The sequence below is a fragment of the Pseudarthrobacter adonitolis genome (assembly GCF_055412845.1).
The window spans coordinates 379,424-394,077 of the sequence record NZ_JBVAYW010000002.1 but is presented as its reverse complement, the minus strand read 5'-3'; the positions used below and the strand labels follow the sequence as shown (position 1 = coordinate 394,077).

The 14,654-nt window shown below is 65.8% G+C and carries 14 protein-coding genes, 2 tRNA genes and 1 pseudogene; 15 read left to right on the top strand and 2 right to left on the bottom strand.

Features of this window, described 5'->3' with window-relative positions:
• The 7 genes from ACZYZ4_RS04435 (at nucleotide 1) to ACZYZ4_RS04405 (ending at nucleotide 4,496) form a co-directional block, all read left to right on the top strand.
• On the top strand, nucleotides 1-1,362 hold the full coding sequence (locus ACZYZ4_RS04435; RefSeq protein WP_463858524.1) for a glutamate-5-semialdehyde dehydrogenase: 1,362 nt from the start codon (nucleotides 1-3) through the stop codon (nucleotides 1,360-1,362).
• 75 nt (nucleotides 1,363-1,437) lie between these two features.
• Nucleotides 1,438-1,668, top strand: a complete 231-nt coding sequence (locus tag ACZYZ4_RS04430) for a hypothetical protein (RefSeq protein WP_463858522.1) — start codon at nucleotides 1,438-1,440, stop codon at nucleotides 1,666-1,668.
• A gap of 55 nt (nucleotides 1,669-1,723) precedes the next feature.
• Entirely contained in the window at nucleotides 1,724-2,338 is a 615-nt protein-coding gene (gene nadD, locus ACZYZ4_RS04425) for a nicotinate-nucleotide adenylyltransferase (protein WP_463858642.1), read from the top strand.
• Between the two features lie 7 nt (nucleotides 2,339-2,345).
• Nucleotides 2,346-3,656 carry a hypothetical protein gene (locus ACZYZ4_RS04420; RefSeq protein ID WP_463858520.1) on the top strand — a complete coding sequence of 437 codons (1,311 nt, stop codon included), beginning with the start codon at nucleotides 2,346-2,348 and terminating at the stop codon, nucleotides 3,654-3,656.
• A gap of 47 nt (nucleotides 3,657-3,703) precedes the next feature.
• Nucleotides 3,704-4,105, top strand: coding sequence for a ribosome silencing factor (gene rsfS, locus ACZYZ4_RS04415; protein WP_463858519.1), 402 nt, complete (start codon nucleotides 3,704-3,706; stop codon nucleotides 4,103-4,105).
• Nucleotides 4,106-4,204: 99 nt separating this feature from the next.
• Nucleotides 4,205-4,277, top strand: a tRNA-Ala gene (locus ACZYZ4_RS04410).
• A gap of 143 nt (nucleotides 4,278-4,420) precedes the next feature.
• Nucleotides 4,421-4,496: transfer RNA gene (locus tag ACZYZ4_RS04405), tRNA-Ala, on the top strand.
• An 89-nt stretch (nucleotides 4,497-4,585) separates the two neighbouring features.
• Here the strand turns inward: ACZYZ4_RS04405 and ACZYZ4_RS04400 are convergent.
• On the bottom strand, nucleotides 4,586-5,911 hold the full coding sequence (locus ACZYZ4_RS04400; protein ID WP_463858517.1) for a class I SAM-dependent methyltransferase: 1,326 nt from the start codon (nucleotides 5,909-5,911) through the stop codon (nucleotides 4,586-4,588).
• Nucleotides 5,912-5,995: 84 nt separating this feature from the next.
• Between ACZYZ4_RS04400 and ACZYZ4_RS04395 the strand changes: the two genes are divergently transcribed.
• The 7 genes and pseudogenes from ACZYZ4_RS04395 to ACZYZ4_RS04365 all read left to right on the top strand — a co-directional run bounded on the left by ACZYZ4_RS04395 (nucleotide 5,996) and on the right by ACZYZ4_RS04365 (nucleotide 13,280).
• Nucleotides 5,996-6,349 carry a zinc ribbon domain-containing protein YjdM gene (locus ACZYZ4_RS04395; protein ID WP_463858516.1) on the top strand — a complete coding sequence of 118 codons (354 nt, stop codon included), beginning with the start codon at nucleotides 5,996-5,998 and terminating at the stop codon, nucleotides 6,347-6,349.
• An 18-nt stretch (nucleotides 6,350-6,367) separates the two neighbouring features.
• Nucleotides 6,368-7,417, top strand: a pseudogene (locus ACZYZ4_RS04390) (FAD-dependent oxidoreductase); the annotation flags it as partial.
• 48 nt (nucleotides 7,418-7,465) lie between these two features.
• Nucleotides 7,466-8,632 carry a class I SAM-dependent methyltransferase gene (locus ACZYZ4_RS04385; protein ID WP_463858640.1) on the top strand — a complete coding sequence of 389 codons (1,167 nt, stop codon included), beginning with the start codon at nucleotides 7,466-7,468 and terminating at the stop codon, nucleotides 8,630-8,632.
• A 174-nt stretch (nucleotides 8,633-8,806) separates the two neighbouring features.
• Nucleotides 8,807-10,009 carry an ROK family transcriptional regulator gene (locus ACZYZ4_RS04380; protein WP_463858638.1) on the top strand — a complete coding sequence of 401 codons (1,203 nt, stop codon included), beginning with the start codon at nucleotides 8,807-8,809 and terminating at the stop codon, nucleotides 10,007-10,009.
• Between the two features lie 119 nt (nucleotides 10,010-10,128).
• Nucleotides 10,129-11,478 (top strand): extracellular solute-binding protein, encoded by a 1,350-nt coding sequence (locus ACZYZ4_RS04375; RefSeq protein WP_463858515.1) that lies wholly within the window; start codon nucleotides 10,129-10,131, stop codon nucleotides 11,476-11,478.
• Between the two features lie 3 nt (nucleotides 11,479-11,481).
• On the top strand, nucleotides 11,482-12,399 hold the full coding sequence (locus tag ACZYZ4_RS04370) for a carbohydrate ABC transporter permease (protein ID WP_463858513.1): 918 nt from the start codon (nucleotides 11,482-11,484) through the stop codon (nucleotides 12,397-12,399).
• Nucleotides 12,396-13,280, top strand: a complete 885-nt coding sequence (locus ACZYZ4_RS04365) for a carbohydrate ABC transporter permease (RefSeq protein ID WP_463858512.1) — start codon at nucleotides 12,396-12,398, stop codon at nucleotides 13,278-13,280. The genes ACZYZ4_RS04370 and ACZYZ4_RS04365 overlap by 4 nt, the downstream gene beginning before the upstream one ends.
• A gap of 9 nt (nucleotides 13,281-13,289) precedes the next feature.
• Here the strand turns inward: ACZYZ4_RS04365 and ACZYZ4_RS04360 are convergent, their stop codons facing one another.
• Nucleotides 13,290-13,487, bottom strand: coding sequence for a hypothetical protein (locus ACZYZ4_RS04360; RefSeq protein ID WP_463858510.1), 198 nt, complete (start codon nucleotides 13,485-13,487; stop codon nucleotides 13,290-13,292).
• A 155-nt stretch (nucleotides 13,488-13,642) separates the two neighbouring features.
• Here ACZYZ4_RS04360 and ACZYZ4_RS04355 point away from each other — a divergent pair, with 155 nt between their 5' ends.
• The gene (locus ACZYZ4_RS04355; RefSeq protein ID WP_463858508.1) at nucleotides 13,643-14,650 is read left to right on the top strand and encodes an AAA family ATPase; all 1,008 of its coding nucleotides are present in this window, start codon (nucleotides 13,643-13,645) and stop codon (nucleotides 14,648-14,650) included.
• The last annotated feature ends 4 nt before the right edge of the window (nucleotides 14,651-14,654 follow it).

Here is a 14,654-nt window from a genome sequence, read left to right as displayed (position 1 = left end):
ATGACTGAGGCAATGACCCACCACACTGCTGCGATTTCCGGGGACAAGACTGCCGTTCCCGCTGCCCCGGAAGCGCCTGCATCAGTTGTCCCGCTGTCGCCGGGGGACGTCGAGGCTGCTGTCCACGCAATTGCCGATCGCTCACGGCACGCGGCCCGCCGGATGGCCAGGGCAAACCGGGCCTGGAAGGACCGTGGCCTGCGCGCCATCGGCGCTGCCCTGCTGGCGCGGAAGGACCAGATCCTGGCCGCCAACGCCAAGGATGTTGCCGCCGGCAAGGCCAACGGCACCTCCTTGGCCATGCTGGACCGGCTGACGCTGACAGCCGCCCGCATTACCGGACTTGTGGATGCACTGGAGAACCTGGCCAACCTGCCTGACCCGGTTGGCAACGTGGTCCGCGGCCAGACCCTCCCCAATGGCCTCCGCCTGCGTCAGGTAAACGTTCCCATGGGTGTCGTCGCAGCCATTTACGAGGCCCGGCCCAACGTCACCGTGGACATCGCCGGCCTTGCGCTGAAGAGCGGCAACGCCGTTATCCTCCGTGGCGGCACCGCCGCTGCAGCCACCAACGAAGCCCTGGTTCAGGTTCTCCGCGAAGCCCTGGACGGCGTCGGGCTGCCCGCCGATGCCGTGCAGACAGTGGACCAGTACGGCCGTGAAGGCGCGAACGCGCTGATGCGGGCCCGCGGGCGCGTTGATGTCCTGATTCCGCGCGGGGGCCGGGATCTGATCCAGTCCGTGGTGTTGAACGCCGCAGTGCCTGTCATCGAGACCGGCGAGGGCAACGTGCATATCTTCATCGACGAATCTGCCAGTGAGGACATGGCGGTGGAGATCCTGCTGAACGCCAAGACCCAGCGGCCCAGCGTCTGCAACACCGTGGAGACCCTGCTGGTCCATTCGCGGTCCACCGTGCTGCCCGCCGTCGCCGCCGCGCTGCGTGGTGCCGGAGTCACCCTCCACGCCGACGAGCGCGTCCGTGCAGCACTTCCTTCATCCGTTGAGTCCGAGCCGGCAACGGATGAGGACTGGGGAACCGAGTACATGGACCTGGACCTCGCCGTGGCCATGGTGGACAGCCTGGATGACGCCGTCAAGCACATCCGGACCTGGTCCACCGGCCACACCGAGGCGATCCTCACCAACGACCTCGCCAACGCTGAGCGGTTCATTGCTGAGGTTGACTCGGCCGCTGTCATTGTCAACGCGTCCACGCGGTTTACCGACGGCGGCGAGCTGGGCCTGGGTGCCGAGGTTGGCATCTCCACGCAAAAGCTGCACGCCCGCGGCCCGATGGGACTGACTGAGCTCACCACTACTAAATGGATCGTGCAGGGCGAGGGCCAGGTCCGCGGGTAGCAACGCGGTAATATAGACAGAAGTCCGGAACGGCGGGACAATCCGCTGCCACATCCTTGAACCTTAGGGGAGAAAATGCTGCTCCAGCAGATAGCCATGACCGTTGCCGAAGGCGGAGAACACGAACTCGCTCCGCTGTGGGCTGAGCCGTGGGTCTTCGGCATATCCATTTTCGCCATCCTTCTGGTGTTGATGTTCGTCACGCTCTCCTACTCCAACCTGGGCAACCGGCACACCGTAACGGACGAGCACGCCGATCCGCACCGCCAGCACCCCAACAAGCACGACCACGGCCAAGGCCACTGACATTTCGCGTGTTCTGCACCATGACGGTGCGCAAAGGCGGCTGCGGCTGGGCGTGATGGGCGGGACGTTTGATCCCATCCACCACGGCCACCTTGTTGCAGCCAGCGAAGTGGCCGCCAAGTTCGGCCTGGATGAAGTGGTCTTTGTCCCCACGGGACAGCCGTGGCAAAAGTCGCACAAGCAGGTCAGCGAGCCTGAGCACCGCTACCTTATGACGGTGATCGCCACGGCATCGAACCCCCGCTTCACCGTCAGCAGGGTGGATGTTGACCGGCCCGGTCCCACCTATACCATTGATACTTTGCGGGATCTCCGGACCCAGCGTCCGGATGCGGATCTGTTCTTCATTACCGGTGCGGATGCACTGGCGCAGATCCTGTCCTGGAAGGACATTGATGAGCTGTGGTCCCTGGCCCATTTTGTCGGCGTGACACGGCCGGGACATGTGCTTGATGGCATGGGCCGCAAAGACGTCAGCCTCCTCGAGGTGCCCGCCATGGCCATCTCGTCCACGGACTGCCGCGCCCGCGTAGCCGGGAACAACCCCGTCTGGTACCTCGTGCCGGACGGAGTGGTCCAATACATCGCCAAATATGGTCTGTACGCCGAGGGATCAGATCCCCAGGACGTCCGAACTACCCAAACAGACGAGCCAGCCAGTACTGAATGAGTCCTCAATGAGTCAGGAACAGCCCCCCGTCCGCAGCCGCCGCGAACTGCGGCAGGCCAGAGATGAGAACACGGCTCCCGGGTCCAACGGCCCGGGCCAGGTTTCGCCTGCCTCAAAACAACGGCGAGCGGCTGACGCCCCCGTGGACTCTGTCCCCGAGCAGTCCCAGGCGCAGCGGTCCTCGCAGATCCGTGCGCGCGACCGCGCGGCGCTCCGTGCCATCAAAGAACTTGAGGAGAAAGAGGGCCAGCTATCCGCCGGCGGCCCTCCCACCCGCAGGCAGTTACGGCTCCAGCAGCTGAAGGAACAGGCCGTCACGTCGGCCAATCCCATCATTCCGGCCCCCATGGGGCAGCCCCTGCCAAGCCAACCTGCGCCGAGCCAACCCAAACCAGGTCAGGCCAAACCAGGCCAAGCCAAGCCGGGCCCAATGAAGCCAGGCCACGGCACCGCCGGATCCGAAAAGGCCCAGGCCGCTGTTCCGGCCAATGCCAAGGGCGTCCCGGATGGCATGAGCGTGGAGCAGGCACTCGCGGCCCGCACACTTATTGCCGAGCAGGCCAAGAACCAACTGGCCAAGATGGAACACATCGCCTCCATGGACCCCGAAGCGGTGGATCCGGACATTCTTGCGGAACAGATCGCGTTGGCCGAGCGTGCGGCGGTGCTCAACCGCCGGGCGATGGCCAAGCAGAAGCTGGCCGAGCAGGCCGCCCCTGCCGCGCAGAGCGTCCCTGCACAGCCAGTGTCAGCACCCATGCTGGCTGCAAATACGCAGGCCGTGGCCACCCAGTCCGTTCCCCAGGGCCCGGCCACCGCCGACAACCTGGCCATGGTGACGCCGCTGGAATTCGTGCAGGTGCCCGGCGTCGACCGTCCTGTGATGAAACCCCCAGCGACCTCCTATGTACCGGTGGTGACCCAGCCCGGATTTAAGGTCCGGCCTGGCGGCAAGGGCCGCCGGCCGTCCACTACGTCAAAGGCGCCAGCCGCGGGTTCTGGACAGGCAGCCGCTTCGGGCCGTTCCCGGGTTATCGCCCGTGCGGAAGCTGCTGCCAAGGCGGCCGCGGAATCGAAGCGCGTCGTGCCCGTGCAGCCGGTCGTGGCCGATATGCCAGGGGGGGAGCCGGACGATCTGTTCGATGACCTGCCACGCATCCCGGCCCGGTCAGCGCATGGGCTGGAGCCGCTGGATGCGGCAACGGCAGGCCTGGCCCGCGCGAAGCGGCTCAGGCTTATGCAGGTTCTCGTCCTGACGTTTGGGATCGTGGCCCTTATTTCCGGCGTCATCCTCATCGTCAGCGGCATCTCCAGCTGACCAGGCAACGCCCTCTTACGAAGCTTTAGAAAACTACAAGGAGTCCCATGACTGCATCAGATTCATCCATAGCCATTGCCCGCCAAGCCGCCAAAGCCGCCGCTGACAAGATTGCCCACGATATCGTGGCCCTCGATGTCAGCGAACGCCTGGCATTGGCCGACGTTTTCCTCATCGCATCCGCGCCGAGCGAGCGCCAGGTCAACGCCATCGTTGACGGCATTGAAGAAGAACTTTCCAAGCAGGACCTCCGTCCGGTACGCCGGGAAGGCCGCTCCGGCGGACGCTGGGTACTGCTGGACTACTCGGACATCGTCATCCACGTCCAGCATGAAGAGGACCGCGTTTTCTACGCCCTGGAGCGCCTGTGGAAGGACTGCCCGGTAGTTGACCTGCAGCTGGGCGACGACTCGTCAGCCAGGGCGACGGCGGCTTCCGACGCCGAATAGCGGGCCTGGCCGGCCGAATATGCCCGATTTGGAATTTTCGGAAACGCTGGTCTAAGATATTTGAGTTGCTCCGGGGAGACTGCGGAGTAACGAAGGTCCGGGGCTGTGGCGCAGCTGGTAGCGCACCTGCATGGCATGCAGGGGGTCAGGGGTTCGAGTCCCCTCAGCTCCACCGGATAATCCGCCGGAATCGAAAGATTCCGGCGGATTTTTTTATTGCAGGAAAAAGCCCCTCCCGATTGGCGCCGCGCGAAGATTTCCATTAAGCTAATCAGGTTGCTTCGGGCGGTCTGAACCGCGGAGGAGTACAAGTTTGGGGCTGTGGCGCAGCTGGTAGCGCACCTGCATGGCATGCAGGGGGTCAGGGGTTCGAGTCCCCTCAGCTCCACCAAACAGGACGCAGGTCCACAAAAAATGAGCCACCCGGCTGGGCGGCTCATTTTTTGTTTCCAGAGTAGTGACCGCGCGAGTAGTGAGCGCTCAGGTCCAGTCAGTCCGGCGCAGCGGCGGCCCGTCCCCGCCGGCACGCTGGACCAGGATCTGGTTGACGCCCGTGATACCGGTTTCAAAGCCCAGGGCACTTGAGGCCATGTAAAGCCGCCAGACCCGCGCCCGGCCCAGGCTGGTGAGCCGGACGGCTTCGTCCCAGTCTTCTTCGAGCCTGCGCACCCAGGCCCGCAAGGTCAGGGCATAGTGCTGACGCAGGGCCTCCACGTCCAACACCTCGAACCCGCCGGTCTCCAGAGCGCTGACCATCTCGCCCAGGCTGATCATTTCGCCGTCTGGAAAGACGTAGCGCGGAATGAACGAATCCGGGTCCGGCTCGGTGGGGCCGGCGTTCCACGAGATGGCGTGGTTGAGCAGCCGGCCGCCGGGACGGAGTAAGCCGTGCAGCACCTCGACATAGTGGGGTGTCTGTTCCCGGCCCACGTGTTCGGACATGCCGATGGAGCTGATGGCGTCGAATGGTCCGTCGGAGATATCCCGGTAGTCCTGGACTCGGATGTCGATGTTTTCGGTCAGGCCGGCGTCGGCTGCGCGTTTGCGCGCCAGCACGGCCTGTTCCGTGGAGAGCGTCACCCCCACCACAATGACGCCGTAATGTTGCGCCGCGTGCAACGCGAAGCTGCCCCAGCCGCAGCCCACGTCCAGCACCCTCATCCCGGGCTTGAGCCCAAGCTTCCTGCAGACGAGGTCCAGCTTGGCCTTCTGCGCGTCTTCCAGTCCGGCTGGAAGGCCGCGGCCGGCCGGGGCGCCGCCGCCGCCGCCGTCGGGTCCATCCGCCCACACAGCGCACGAGTAGACCATTGACGGTCCCAGCACGAGGGCGTAAAAGTCGTTGCCGACGTCGTAATGGTGCGAGATGGCCGCGGCGTCGCGCTGCCGGGTGTGGAGCCGGCCCTTCCGCGTGACCTTTGCTTCCTCCGGCGGCGGAGCAGGGTTGGGACCCAGCGCGCCCAGCCGGACGGCCGAACTGACCAGCGTGGCCAGTTCACGCGGAGTCAGGGGCCGGAAGGGGCCGGGCTCGGAAAACTTCCCCACGGAACTGAGCGCCGTGAAGGCCGCGAAGATGTCGCCGGGGGCGTTGATGTCCCCGGCTACGTAGGCGCGGCTTAGCCCGAGCTGCCCGGGCGACCACAGGATCCGGCGCAGGGCGCGGCGTGACCTGAATTCGAGGACAGGGGCGTCGGGCGGCCCCGCCTCGGAACCGTCCCATGCACGCAGCCGCAGCGGTATCTCCGCCGTCCCCAGGACGATGCCCAGAGCGTTTGCCAGCAGCGACGCTGCCCCTTTTTCCGTTGTCATGGTCCTCGCCCTTCTTCCGCCTAGGCCCAACAGTACGACGGCGGCGCGCGCCTGTCAGCGCAGCCGCGCGATTATCATGGGGGAGTGAATGAGACGTTGCCTCCGTGCCCCGACTGCTCCAGCGCCTACACCTACGAGATGGGTGCGCTCCTAGTCTGCCCGGAATGCGGCCACGAGTGGTCCGCTGAGGCAGCGGAGTCGACGGCAGAGGCCGGGCCGCGGGTCATTAAGGACGCCGTGGGCAACATCCTCGCCGACGGTGATACCGTCACGGTGGTCAAGGACCTGAAAATCAAGGGCAGCTCCGGCGTTATCAAGGTAGGCACCAAGGTCCGCGGGATCCGGCTCATGGAGGGCGTGGGCGATCACGACATCGACTGCAAAGTGGACGGTGTGGGGCCGATGCAGCTCAAATCCTCCGTGGTGAAGAAGGTCTAGCGGAACCCGGCCAAGTGCGTGGACAACGGAACCACCGACGTTGTGGTCATCGGCGCGGGCCAGGCGGGACTCTCCGCCGCCTACCACTTGCAGCGCCGGGGGGTTGAATACAAGGTCCTCGACGCCGAGGAACGCCCGGGCGGCGCCTGGCGCCACCGCTGGAAGAGCCTGGTGATGGCCACGGTCAACGGCATCAGCGACCTTCCAGGCATCGCGAAGCCTGACGTGGACCCCGCGGAACCCAGCTCGGAATTCCTGAGCCGGTACTTCGCCGGATACGAGCGAGACCTCGGGATTGAGGTCCTGCGCCCGGTCAAGGTCACCTCCGTCGCCAGGGAAGACGCCGATCCGGCAGGACGCCTGCGGATCACCACCGACAGCGGCCACTGGTCAGCGAAGGCTGTCATCAATGCAACCGGCACATGGACCAGGCCGTTCTGGCCCATCTATCCGGGCCGCGCCGCGTTCAGGGGCCGGCAGCTGCACGTGGCCGATTACGTCTCCGCCGAGGAGTTCCGCGACCTGCACGTCATCGTGGTGGGCGGCGGCATTTCCGCTGTCGGGCTGCTGGACGAGGTCTCGCAGGTCACCAGCACCAGCTGGTTCACCCGGCGGGAACCGGATTGGCGCAACGCCGCGTTCGATGCCCAGGCCGGCCACGACGCCGTGGCCCTTGTGGCCGAACGGGTCCGGCAGGGCCTGCCGCCGCAAAGCGTGGTGGCCGTGACCGGCCTCATCTGGACGCCGGCCTTGCGGGCGGCAGCACAACGGGGTGCGCTGGAACGTCGTCCCATGTTCATCGCCATAGAGCCCGACGGCGTCCGGCTCACCGATGGGAGCCTGCTCCGTGCCGACGTTATCCTGTGGGCCACCGGATTCCGTGCCGAGCTCGAACACCTGGCGCCGCTGCACCTCCGGGGACCCGGCGGCGGTATTGCCATGGAGGGGACCCAGGTGGCAGCGGAGCCGCGCGTCCATCTGGTGGGTTACGGACCGTCGTCGTCCACCATCGGCGCAAACCGGGCGGGCCGGGCAGCCGTCACCGCCATCCTCAAACGCCCCGCACTTACGCACCAACCGCATCAACAACCAGCACTGAGCAGACGGCAGGAACCCTTGGCACAGAACAAACTTGAGGACATCTTCGGTACGCTCCGGCGCCACCCGGACGTCGAAGCCCAGAACCTTCAGGCCTGGGACGCCACAGACCGGCTGCTGCTGGAAGCCGCCGCAGCCCGCCTGGAACCGGACACACGGCTCACAGTGATCGGCGACCGCTACGGCGCCATCACCCTCGGTGCGCTGGGCACTCTGGGGGTCCGGCGGGTCCGCGTGCACGAGGATCTCATCACGGGGGAGCGCGCGCTCAGCAACAACGCCGCGGCGTTGGGCTTCGAAGCCGCGGCTCCCGGAGCCGTTGACGCCGCGGGGTTCGAACAATTGCCGCTGGGGGAGGAGCTGCTGTCCGGTGCGGACCTGGTGCTGCTTCAACTGCCGCGGACGCTGGCGGAGCTTGAAGAAATCGCAGCCGCCGTAGCGCGTCATGCCGCCCCAGGCGTGGTGCTGCTCGCCGGCGGGCGGATCAAGCACATGTCCCTGGGGATGAATGCCGTCCTGGAACGCCGCTTCGAGACGGTCCAGCCGCAGCTGGCGCGGCAGAAGTCGCGCATCATCCTGGCCCGCGACGCCCGGCAAACTGAGACGCACGAGTGGAGTCCCGCCGTCGAACGCCTTGCCGAGTTGGACCTGGACGTGGCTGCGCACGGTGCCGTCTTTGCTGGAGCAAAACTGGACATCGGGACCAGGTTCCTCCTGACCTTCCTGCCGGAGATGCCGCACGCCCGGCACGCCATCGACTTGGGCTGTGGCACCGGCATCCTCGCCGCCATGTACGCCCGCCAGAACCCGGCGTCAAAGGTCACGGCCACGGACCGCTCCGCAGCCGCCGTCGCCTCTGCCCAGGCCACGGCGCGGGCCAACGGCCTCGAGGAGCGGATCACCGCACTGCAGGATGACGCCATGAGCACCCTGCCCGCCGGAAGCGCCGACCTGGTCCTGTTGAATCCGCCCTTCCACCTGGGCGCCAGTGTCCATGCCGGCGCGGGCATCAAACTTTTCGAGGCGGCAGCCCGGGTCCTGGCTCCGGGCGGTGAGCTGTGGACGGTCTTCAACCGGCACCTGCAGTACCTCCCGGCGCTGGAGCGGCTGGTGGGTCCCACCACGGTGAAGGGCAGCAATCCGAAGTTCACAGTGGCGGCCAGCACCAGGCGGCCGTGGGCGTGACTGCACGGCAAGCGGGCGCCCCGGCCGCGTCGCGGCCCCACCTCCGGCTCTGGGCGTTGATCAGCGGGTAACGTACGATTCAGACAATATGAGTACGCGGCCGACAACCTAGGGGAGACCGTGCCAGAAATCCGCCAGTCCTCGGCGCCACGGCGCGGGACCAACCTTCCCCGCATGGGGGACTTTAACCTCACGGTCATCCTGGATGCCATCCGCCGGGCATCCGGTGGACTCAGCCGCGTGGAGCTCGCCCAGATTGTTGGCCTCTCGCCGCAGACGATCTCCAACATCTCCCGCCGTCTCCTGGACCAGCACCTGATCGTCGAGGCGGGCAAGGAAGGCAGCGGCCCCGGCAAACCCCGCACCATGCTGCGCCTCAACCCGGCTGGCATGTATGCCATCGGCGTACACCTGGACCCCGCCGTCACCACGTTTGTGGTCCTGGACCTCGTGGGTGCCGTCGTACAGCATTCACGGATCAAAACACCCGGCGGGAATGATCCTGCCGCCGTGATGTCCACGATGGCCACCGAGATCGAACAGCTGGTCGCCGAGTCCGGCGTGGACACGAGCAGGATCGCCGGCCTGGGCCTGGCCGCTCCGGGACCCATCGACCTGGACAATGGCACCGTGGTGGATCCGCCGCTGCTGCCGGGCTGGGACCGCGTGGAACTTCGGGACGCCCTGGCCAAGGCCACCGGCTATTCCGTCCTGGTGGATAAGGACGTCACCAGCGCCGCCGTCGCCGAAACATGGGCCGGCGGGCCCAGCGGCTCGGGCAGTTTCATCTTTATGTACATGGGTACAGGCATCGGATGCGGCATCGTCCTCAACGATGAAGTGGTCCGCGGAACATCAGGAAACGCCGGCGAGATCGGCCACATTGTGGTGGATCCCGATGGACCGGGCTGCGACTGCGGACTGCGCGGCTGCGTGAAGTCCTCGGCCATCCCGCAGGCGCTTGTAGCGGAGGCCGTTGCCGCGGGCATCCTGAACGGCTCCGGAAAGCACACCAGCGGAGCCGAAGTGCAGCAGAGCTTCGCGCAGCTGTGCGACCTCGCCGATGCCGGCGACGCCAAGGCCCTGGCCATCATCGACAAGTCAGCCGTGCTGGTGGCCCGGGCCGTCTCCGTGGTCACCAACACGCTGGACGTGGAACGGGTTGTGTTCGGCGGACCCTACTGGAGCCGGATCGCTGACCGCTACCTGGAAAAGATCCCGGCGCTGGTGGACGCCAACAGCGCGGCCCGCCTGATCCACACCATCGAGGTTGTCGGCACGGGAGTCGGTGAGGACGTGGGCGCCATTGGAGCTGCCTGCCTGGTCCTGGAGCATACACTGGCGCCCCGGGCGCAGCGGCTGCTCCTGGATGTCTGAGCCGGACGTCTGAACCGGGGCTCCTTGCCAGTGGCAGGAGCCCCATCTAGCATGTGGATATCGCCGCGGCTGGGGCCCGCAAATACAGGGCACGGCAGCCATTGACTGAATGGAGCACCATGCGTCGGACCCTGAAAATCACTTCACTCTTCGCTGCAGCGGGCTTTGCGCTGACGGGGTGTTCCCCGAGCACTCCCGAAGCTGAGACCACGACACTGAAGGTGGTCTACCAGAAGACCGATTCCTTCACCGCCCTGGACACTCTTTTCCAGGTGGCCAAACAGGAGTTCGAGGCGGCCAACCAGGGCGTCACGGTTGCCTTGGAGCCCATCCAGGCGAACGACGACGACTACGGCACCAAGCTTGCCCTTGCCCTCCGTTCGCCCTCAACAGCCCCGGACGTTTTCTACGAGGACACTTTCAAAGTCCGTTCCGACGTCGACGCCGGTTACCTCCTGAAGCTGGACAGCCACCTGGAAGGCTGGACGGACTGGGATACCTTCGATGACGGTGCCAAGGCGGCCGGTCTGGGGGACGACGGCGGCACGTACGCGGTCCCGCTGGGCACCGACACGCGCGGTATCTGGTACAACAAAAAGGTGCTCACCGCTGCGGGCGTCAGCGTCCCGTGGGAGCCCCGCACCTGGCAGGACATCCTGGACACCGCCCGGAAAATCAAAGCCAGCGATCCCAGCGTGGTGCCATTCAACATGTACGCCGGCAAGGCCACCGGTGAAGGCACCGTGATGCAGGGCTTCTACGAACTGCTCTACGGAACGGACTCCGAGCTCTACGACGCCGACGCCAAGAAGTGGGTAGTGGGTTCCCAAGGGTTCAACGACTCGTTGGCGTTCCTCAAGACCCTCTACGACGAAAGACTGGCCGTCTCGCCGGCAGAGGCCCTCGACGCGAATGTGTGGAAGAAGGTCTTCGGGGAATGGCTGCCGCAGGGCAAGATGGGCGCCACCGTGGAGGGTTCCTACACGCCGTCCTTCTGGCAGAAGGGCGGCAGCTACGAATGGGCCGAGTACGGGCAGGACATGGGCGTGACGGCCTTCCCCACCCAGAACGGCCAGGCGCCCGGCGGCGTCAGCATGTCCGGCGGCTGGACCCTGGCGGTCGGGGCGGAGACCAATAACCCCGACCTCGCGTTTGAGTTCCTCGCCACGGCCCTGAACCAGAAGAACTCCCTGGCGTTCAACATCGCCAGCTCCCAGATAGCCGTGCGGAAGGATGTCGCCGCAGATTCCGGCTACCAAGCGGCCAACCCGTTTGTGAAGGACGTTTCCGAGCTTGTGGCCGTCACACACTACCGGCCCGCCACCGCAGACTACCCACGGATCTCGGCGGCCGTCCAGGAGGCCACGGAAGCGGTGATCACCGGGGCGAAATCCCCGGAGCAGGCGGCCGCCGACTATGACACGGCGGTGAAGGGCATCGTGGGTGAGGCCAAGACCGTCGCCAAGTAACCTGTGGCGGTCTCCCTACGCCGTGACCAGACCGGTCACCGGCGGCGTCGCTCCGGACTCCGGCGCCAGGCACGGCTGCTCCCCGTACTCCCTGCCGTGGGTCTGCTGTTCGTGTTTTTGGCCGGCCCCGTGCTGTGGGCCTTCCACGCGTCATTCACCAATGCAGCCCTGACCGGCCGCAATGCCCGCAGTCCCGGCTGGATCGGGTTCGACAACTACGCCAGGCTGCTGTCGGATCCGGTGCTGCCGCTCTCGCTTGGCCTGACCGTCCTGTTTGTGGGCGGCTCGGCCATACTGGGCCAGAACCTGCTGGGGCTCACCCTCGCCGTGCTGATGCGGCGGGCCCGCCGGGCGGTGGCCGCCGTCGTCGGTACTGCGGTGGTGGCTGCGTGGGTGCTGCCCGAGATCGTGGCCGCGTTCGCCGCCTACGCCTATTTCAGCCGGGACGGGACCCTGAACCAGCTGCTGGGCAGACTGGGGTTCGGACAGACCGACTGGCTGTATTCGTTCCCGATGGTTGCCATCCTGCTTGCCAACGTCTGGCGCGGCACGGCGTTTTCCATGCTGGTCTATCGCGCCGCGCTCAATGACATCCCCGGTGAAGTCACGGAGGCCGCGACGATGGACGGTGCCGGTGGCTGGCAGCGGCTGGCCTTCATCACCATCCCCATGATCCGCGGCAGCATCGCCACCAACCTCATGCTCATCACCCTGCAGACGCTGGCGGTGTTCACGCTAATCTGGGTCATGACGGCGGGCGGTCCCGCCAACGCCAGCACCACGCTGCCGGTACTGGCGTACCTGGAGGCCTTCAAGTTCGGCGACATCGGATATGGCACCGCGGTGGCGTCAGTACTGATCCTCATTGGCCTGGTGTTCGGTGCGGCCTATGTCCGGCTCCTGCGGGAGAGCAAACCATGACGACGACGGCGCGGACCGCCGCCAGTGGGCAGCTTCGGTCCGGAACGGGCGCCGTTTCCCGTGTCCAGCAGCGTGCCCGGATGCCGGCGGACGTGTCCCTGATCCTGATCGGTGCCTGCTTTGTCCTGCCGCTGCTCTGGCTGGTGTTTGCGTCCCTTGATGCCTCCGCCGGGCATGAGGCCCGGCTCCCGGGTCAAGTCTCCCTGGATAACTTTGCCGCCATCATGACGCCGGGGCTGCTGTTCCAGCCGCTCTGGAACAGCATGGTGCTGTCCGCCGGCACGGCCGCCGTGAACCTCGTGGCAGCAGTGCTTGCCGCCTACCCGCTGTCCCGCTACCAGTCCAGGTTCAACAGGCCGTTTATGTACACGATCCTGTTTGGAACCTGCCTTCCCATCACGGCCATCATGGTGCCGGTGTACGGATTGTTTGTGCAGCTTCAACTGCTGGATTCGATGCCAGCGACGATCTTTTTTATGGCCACCACCACGTTGCCCATGGCCATCTGGATGACCAAGAACTTTATGGACGCCGTCCCGGTGTCGTTAGAGGAAGCGGCCTGGGTGGACGGTGCCTCGGGACTAACGGCGCTTAGGACCATCGTCCTGCCACTCATGCGGCAGGGGCTGGGCGTGGTTTTCATTTTTGTGTTTATCCAGGCCTGGGGGAACTTCTTCGTCCCGTTCGTCCTGCTGCTGTCCGAGGCCCGCCAGCCTGCGGCAGTATCGATCTTCAGCTTCTTCGGCCAGCACGGCGCAGTGGCGTACGGCCAGCTGGCCGCCTTTTCCATCCTGTATTCAGTCCCGGTGCTAGCCCTGTACGTCATTGTGGCCAAGGGTGCGGGCAGTTCCTTCGCGCTCTCGGGTGCCGTGAAGGGCTAACGTCCGGCTTCAGTCGATGTCCTCGATGACAGTCCCAAACGGGATGGAATCGTCCAGATGTGCCTGATGTCCGTGAGGCAGGTTGAGCACCCGGACGCCATGGGACTGGTCGGCAGCAGACTGCTGCAGAACAGGCTTGACGGCAAGGATGAAGCTCTCGCTCTTATCGGCGAGGAACTGCTTGTAACTGGCTGGAAGCTCGCTCATTCCAACAGGATAAACCTGCCGACCCGCGATGGGGAGGGGTCCCCATTACGGCCGGACCTGCAGGTGGCTTGGATAGGATGGCGGGCGGAGTGCAGCCGCCGGCGGCACCATGCGGCCTAACAGTCGTCAACCACCATCCATCAGGGGGAAATCCATTGCTTCAGACCAGTGCGCCCGCACGAATTGACCCGGCGGAACTGGCCCGAGCACAGCAGGTGGTGGCGAACATTTCCCGCAGTTTCGATGCCAAGGTGGTGGGCCAGGCGCGGCTCCGCGAATCCCTGCTGGTAGGCCTGATGACCGGCGGGCACATCCTACTGGAAAGCGTTCCGGGACTGGCGAAGACCACCGCCGCCCAGACCGTGGCCGAAGCAGTGAGCGCAGAATTCCGCCGGATCCAGTGCACGCCGGACCTGCTCCCCAGCGACATCGTGGGCACGCAGATCTACGACGCCGCCAAGGGCACCTTCATCACCCAGCTGGGGCCGGTGCACGCCAACATCGTTCTGCTGGATGAGATCAACCGGTCCAGCGCCAAGACCCAGAGCGCCATGCTGGAGGCCATGCAGGAGCGGCAGACCTCCATCGGTGGAGAGGAATACCGGCTGCCGTCCCCGTTTATGGTGCTGGCCACCCAGAACCCGATCGAGCAGGAAGGCACGTACCAGCTGCCGGAGGCGCAGATGGATCGTTTTATGCTCAAGGACGTGCTGGACTACCCCACGCCGGCCGAGGAAACGGAAATCATCCGCCGGATTGACGCCGGGGTCTTCAGTGCGGAGCAGAAGCCGGCGGCCGCCGCCTCGCTGGACGCCGTCATTGGCGTGCAAGAGCTGGTGAAGCGGATCTACATCGACCCGGCCATCATCAACTACATCGTGGGCCTGGTGTTCGTCACCCGGAACGCCGGGCAGTACATCGACCAGCGGCTCGCGGGCTTCATCGAATTCGGCGCCAGCCCGCGCGCCAGCATTGCCTTCAGCCAGGCCGCCCGGGCAGTGGCACTGCTTCACGGCAGGGACCACGTGATCCCGGAGGACGTGAAGTCCCTCGCTCACCGTGTGCTGCGGCACCGCCTCATCCTGGGGTTCGACGCCGTTGCGGAGCAGGTGCCGGTGGAGACGATCATCGATGCGGTCGTAGCCTCCGTCCAGACTCCCTGAGGCT

Excerpts from the sequence above, each read along its gene's own strand:
- ACZYZ4_RS04435 (WP_463858524.1), top strand. The coding sequence starts at position 1 with ATGACTGAGGCAATGACCCACCACACTGCTGCGATTTCCGGGGACAAG.
- ACZYZ4_RS04430 (WP_463858522.1), top strand. The coding sequence starts at position 1,438 with ATGCTGCTCCAGCAGATAGCCATGACCGTTGCCGAAGGCGGAGAACAC.
- nadD (WP_463858642.1), top strand. The coding sequence starts at position 1,724 with ATGGGCGGGACGTTTGATCCCATCCACCACGGCCACCTTGTTGCAGCC.
- ACZYZ4_RS04420 (WP_463858520.1), top strand. The coding sequence starts at position 2,346 with ATGAGTCAGGAACAGCCCCCCGTCCGCAGCCGCCGCGAACTGCGGCAG.
- rsfS (WP_463858519.1), top strand. The coding sequence starts at position 3,704 with ATGACTGCATCAGATTCATCCATAGCCATTGCCCGCCAAGCCGCCAAA.
- ACZYZ4_RS04400 (WP_463858517.1), bottom strand. The coding sequence starts at position 5,911 with ATGACAACGGAAAAAGGGGCAGCGTCGCTGCTGGCAAACGCTCTGGGC.
- ACZYZ4_RS04380 (WP_463858638.1), top strand. The coding sequence starts at position 8,807 with ATGGGGGACTTTAACCTCACGGTCATCCTGGATGCCATCCGCCGGGCA.
- ACZYZ4_RS04375 (WP_463858515.1), top strand. The coding sequence starts at position 10,129 with ATGCGTCGGACCCTGAAAATCACTTCACTCTTCGCTGCAGCGGGCTTT.
- ACZYZ4_RS04365 (WP_463858512.1), top strand. The coding sequence starts at position 12,396 with ATGACGACGACGGCGCGGACCGCCGCCAGTGGGCAGCTTCGGTCCGGA.
- ACZYZ4_RS04360 (WP_463858510.1), bottom strand. The coding sequence starts at position 13,487 with ATGAGCGAGCTTCCAGCCAGTTACAAGCAGTTCCTCGCCGATAAGAGC.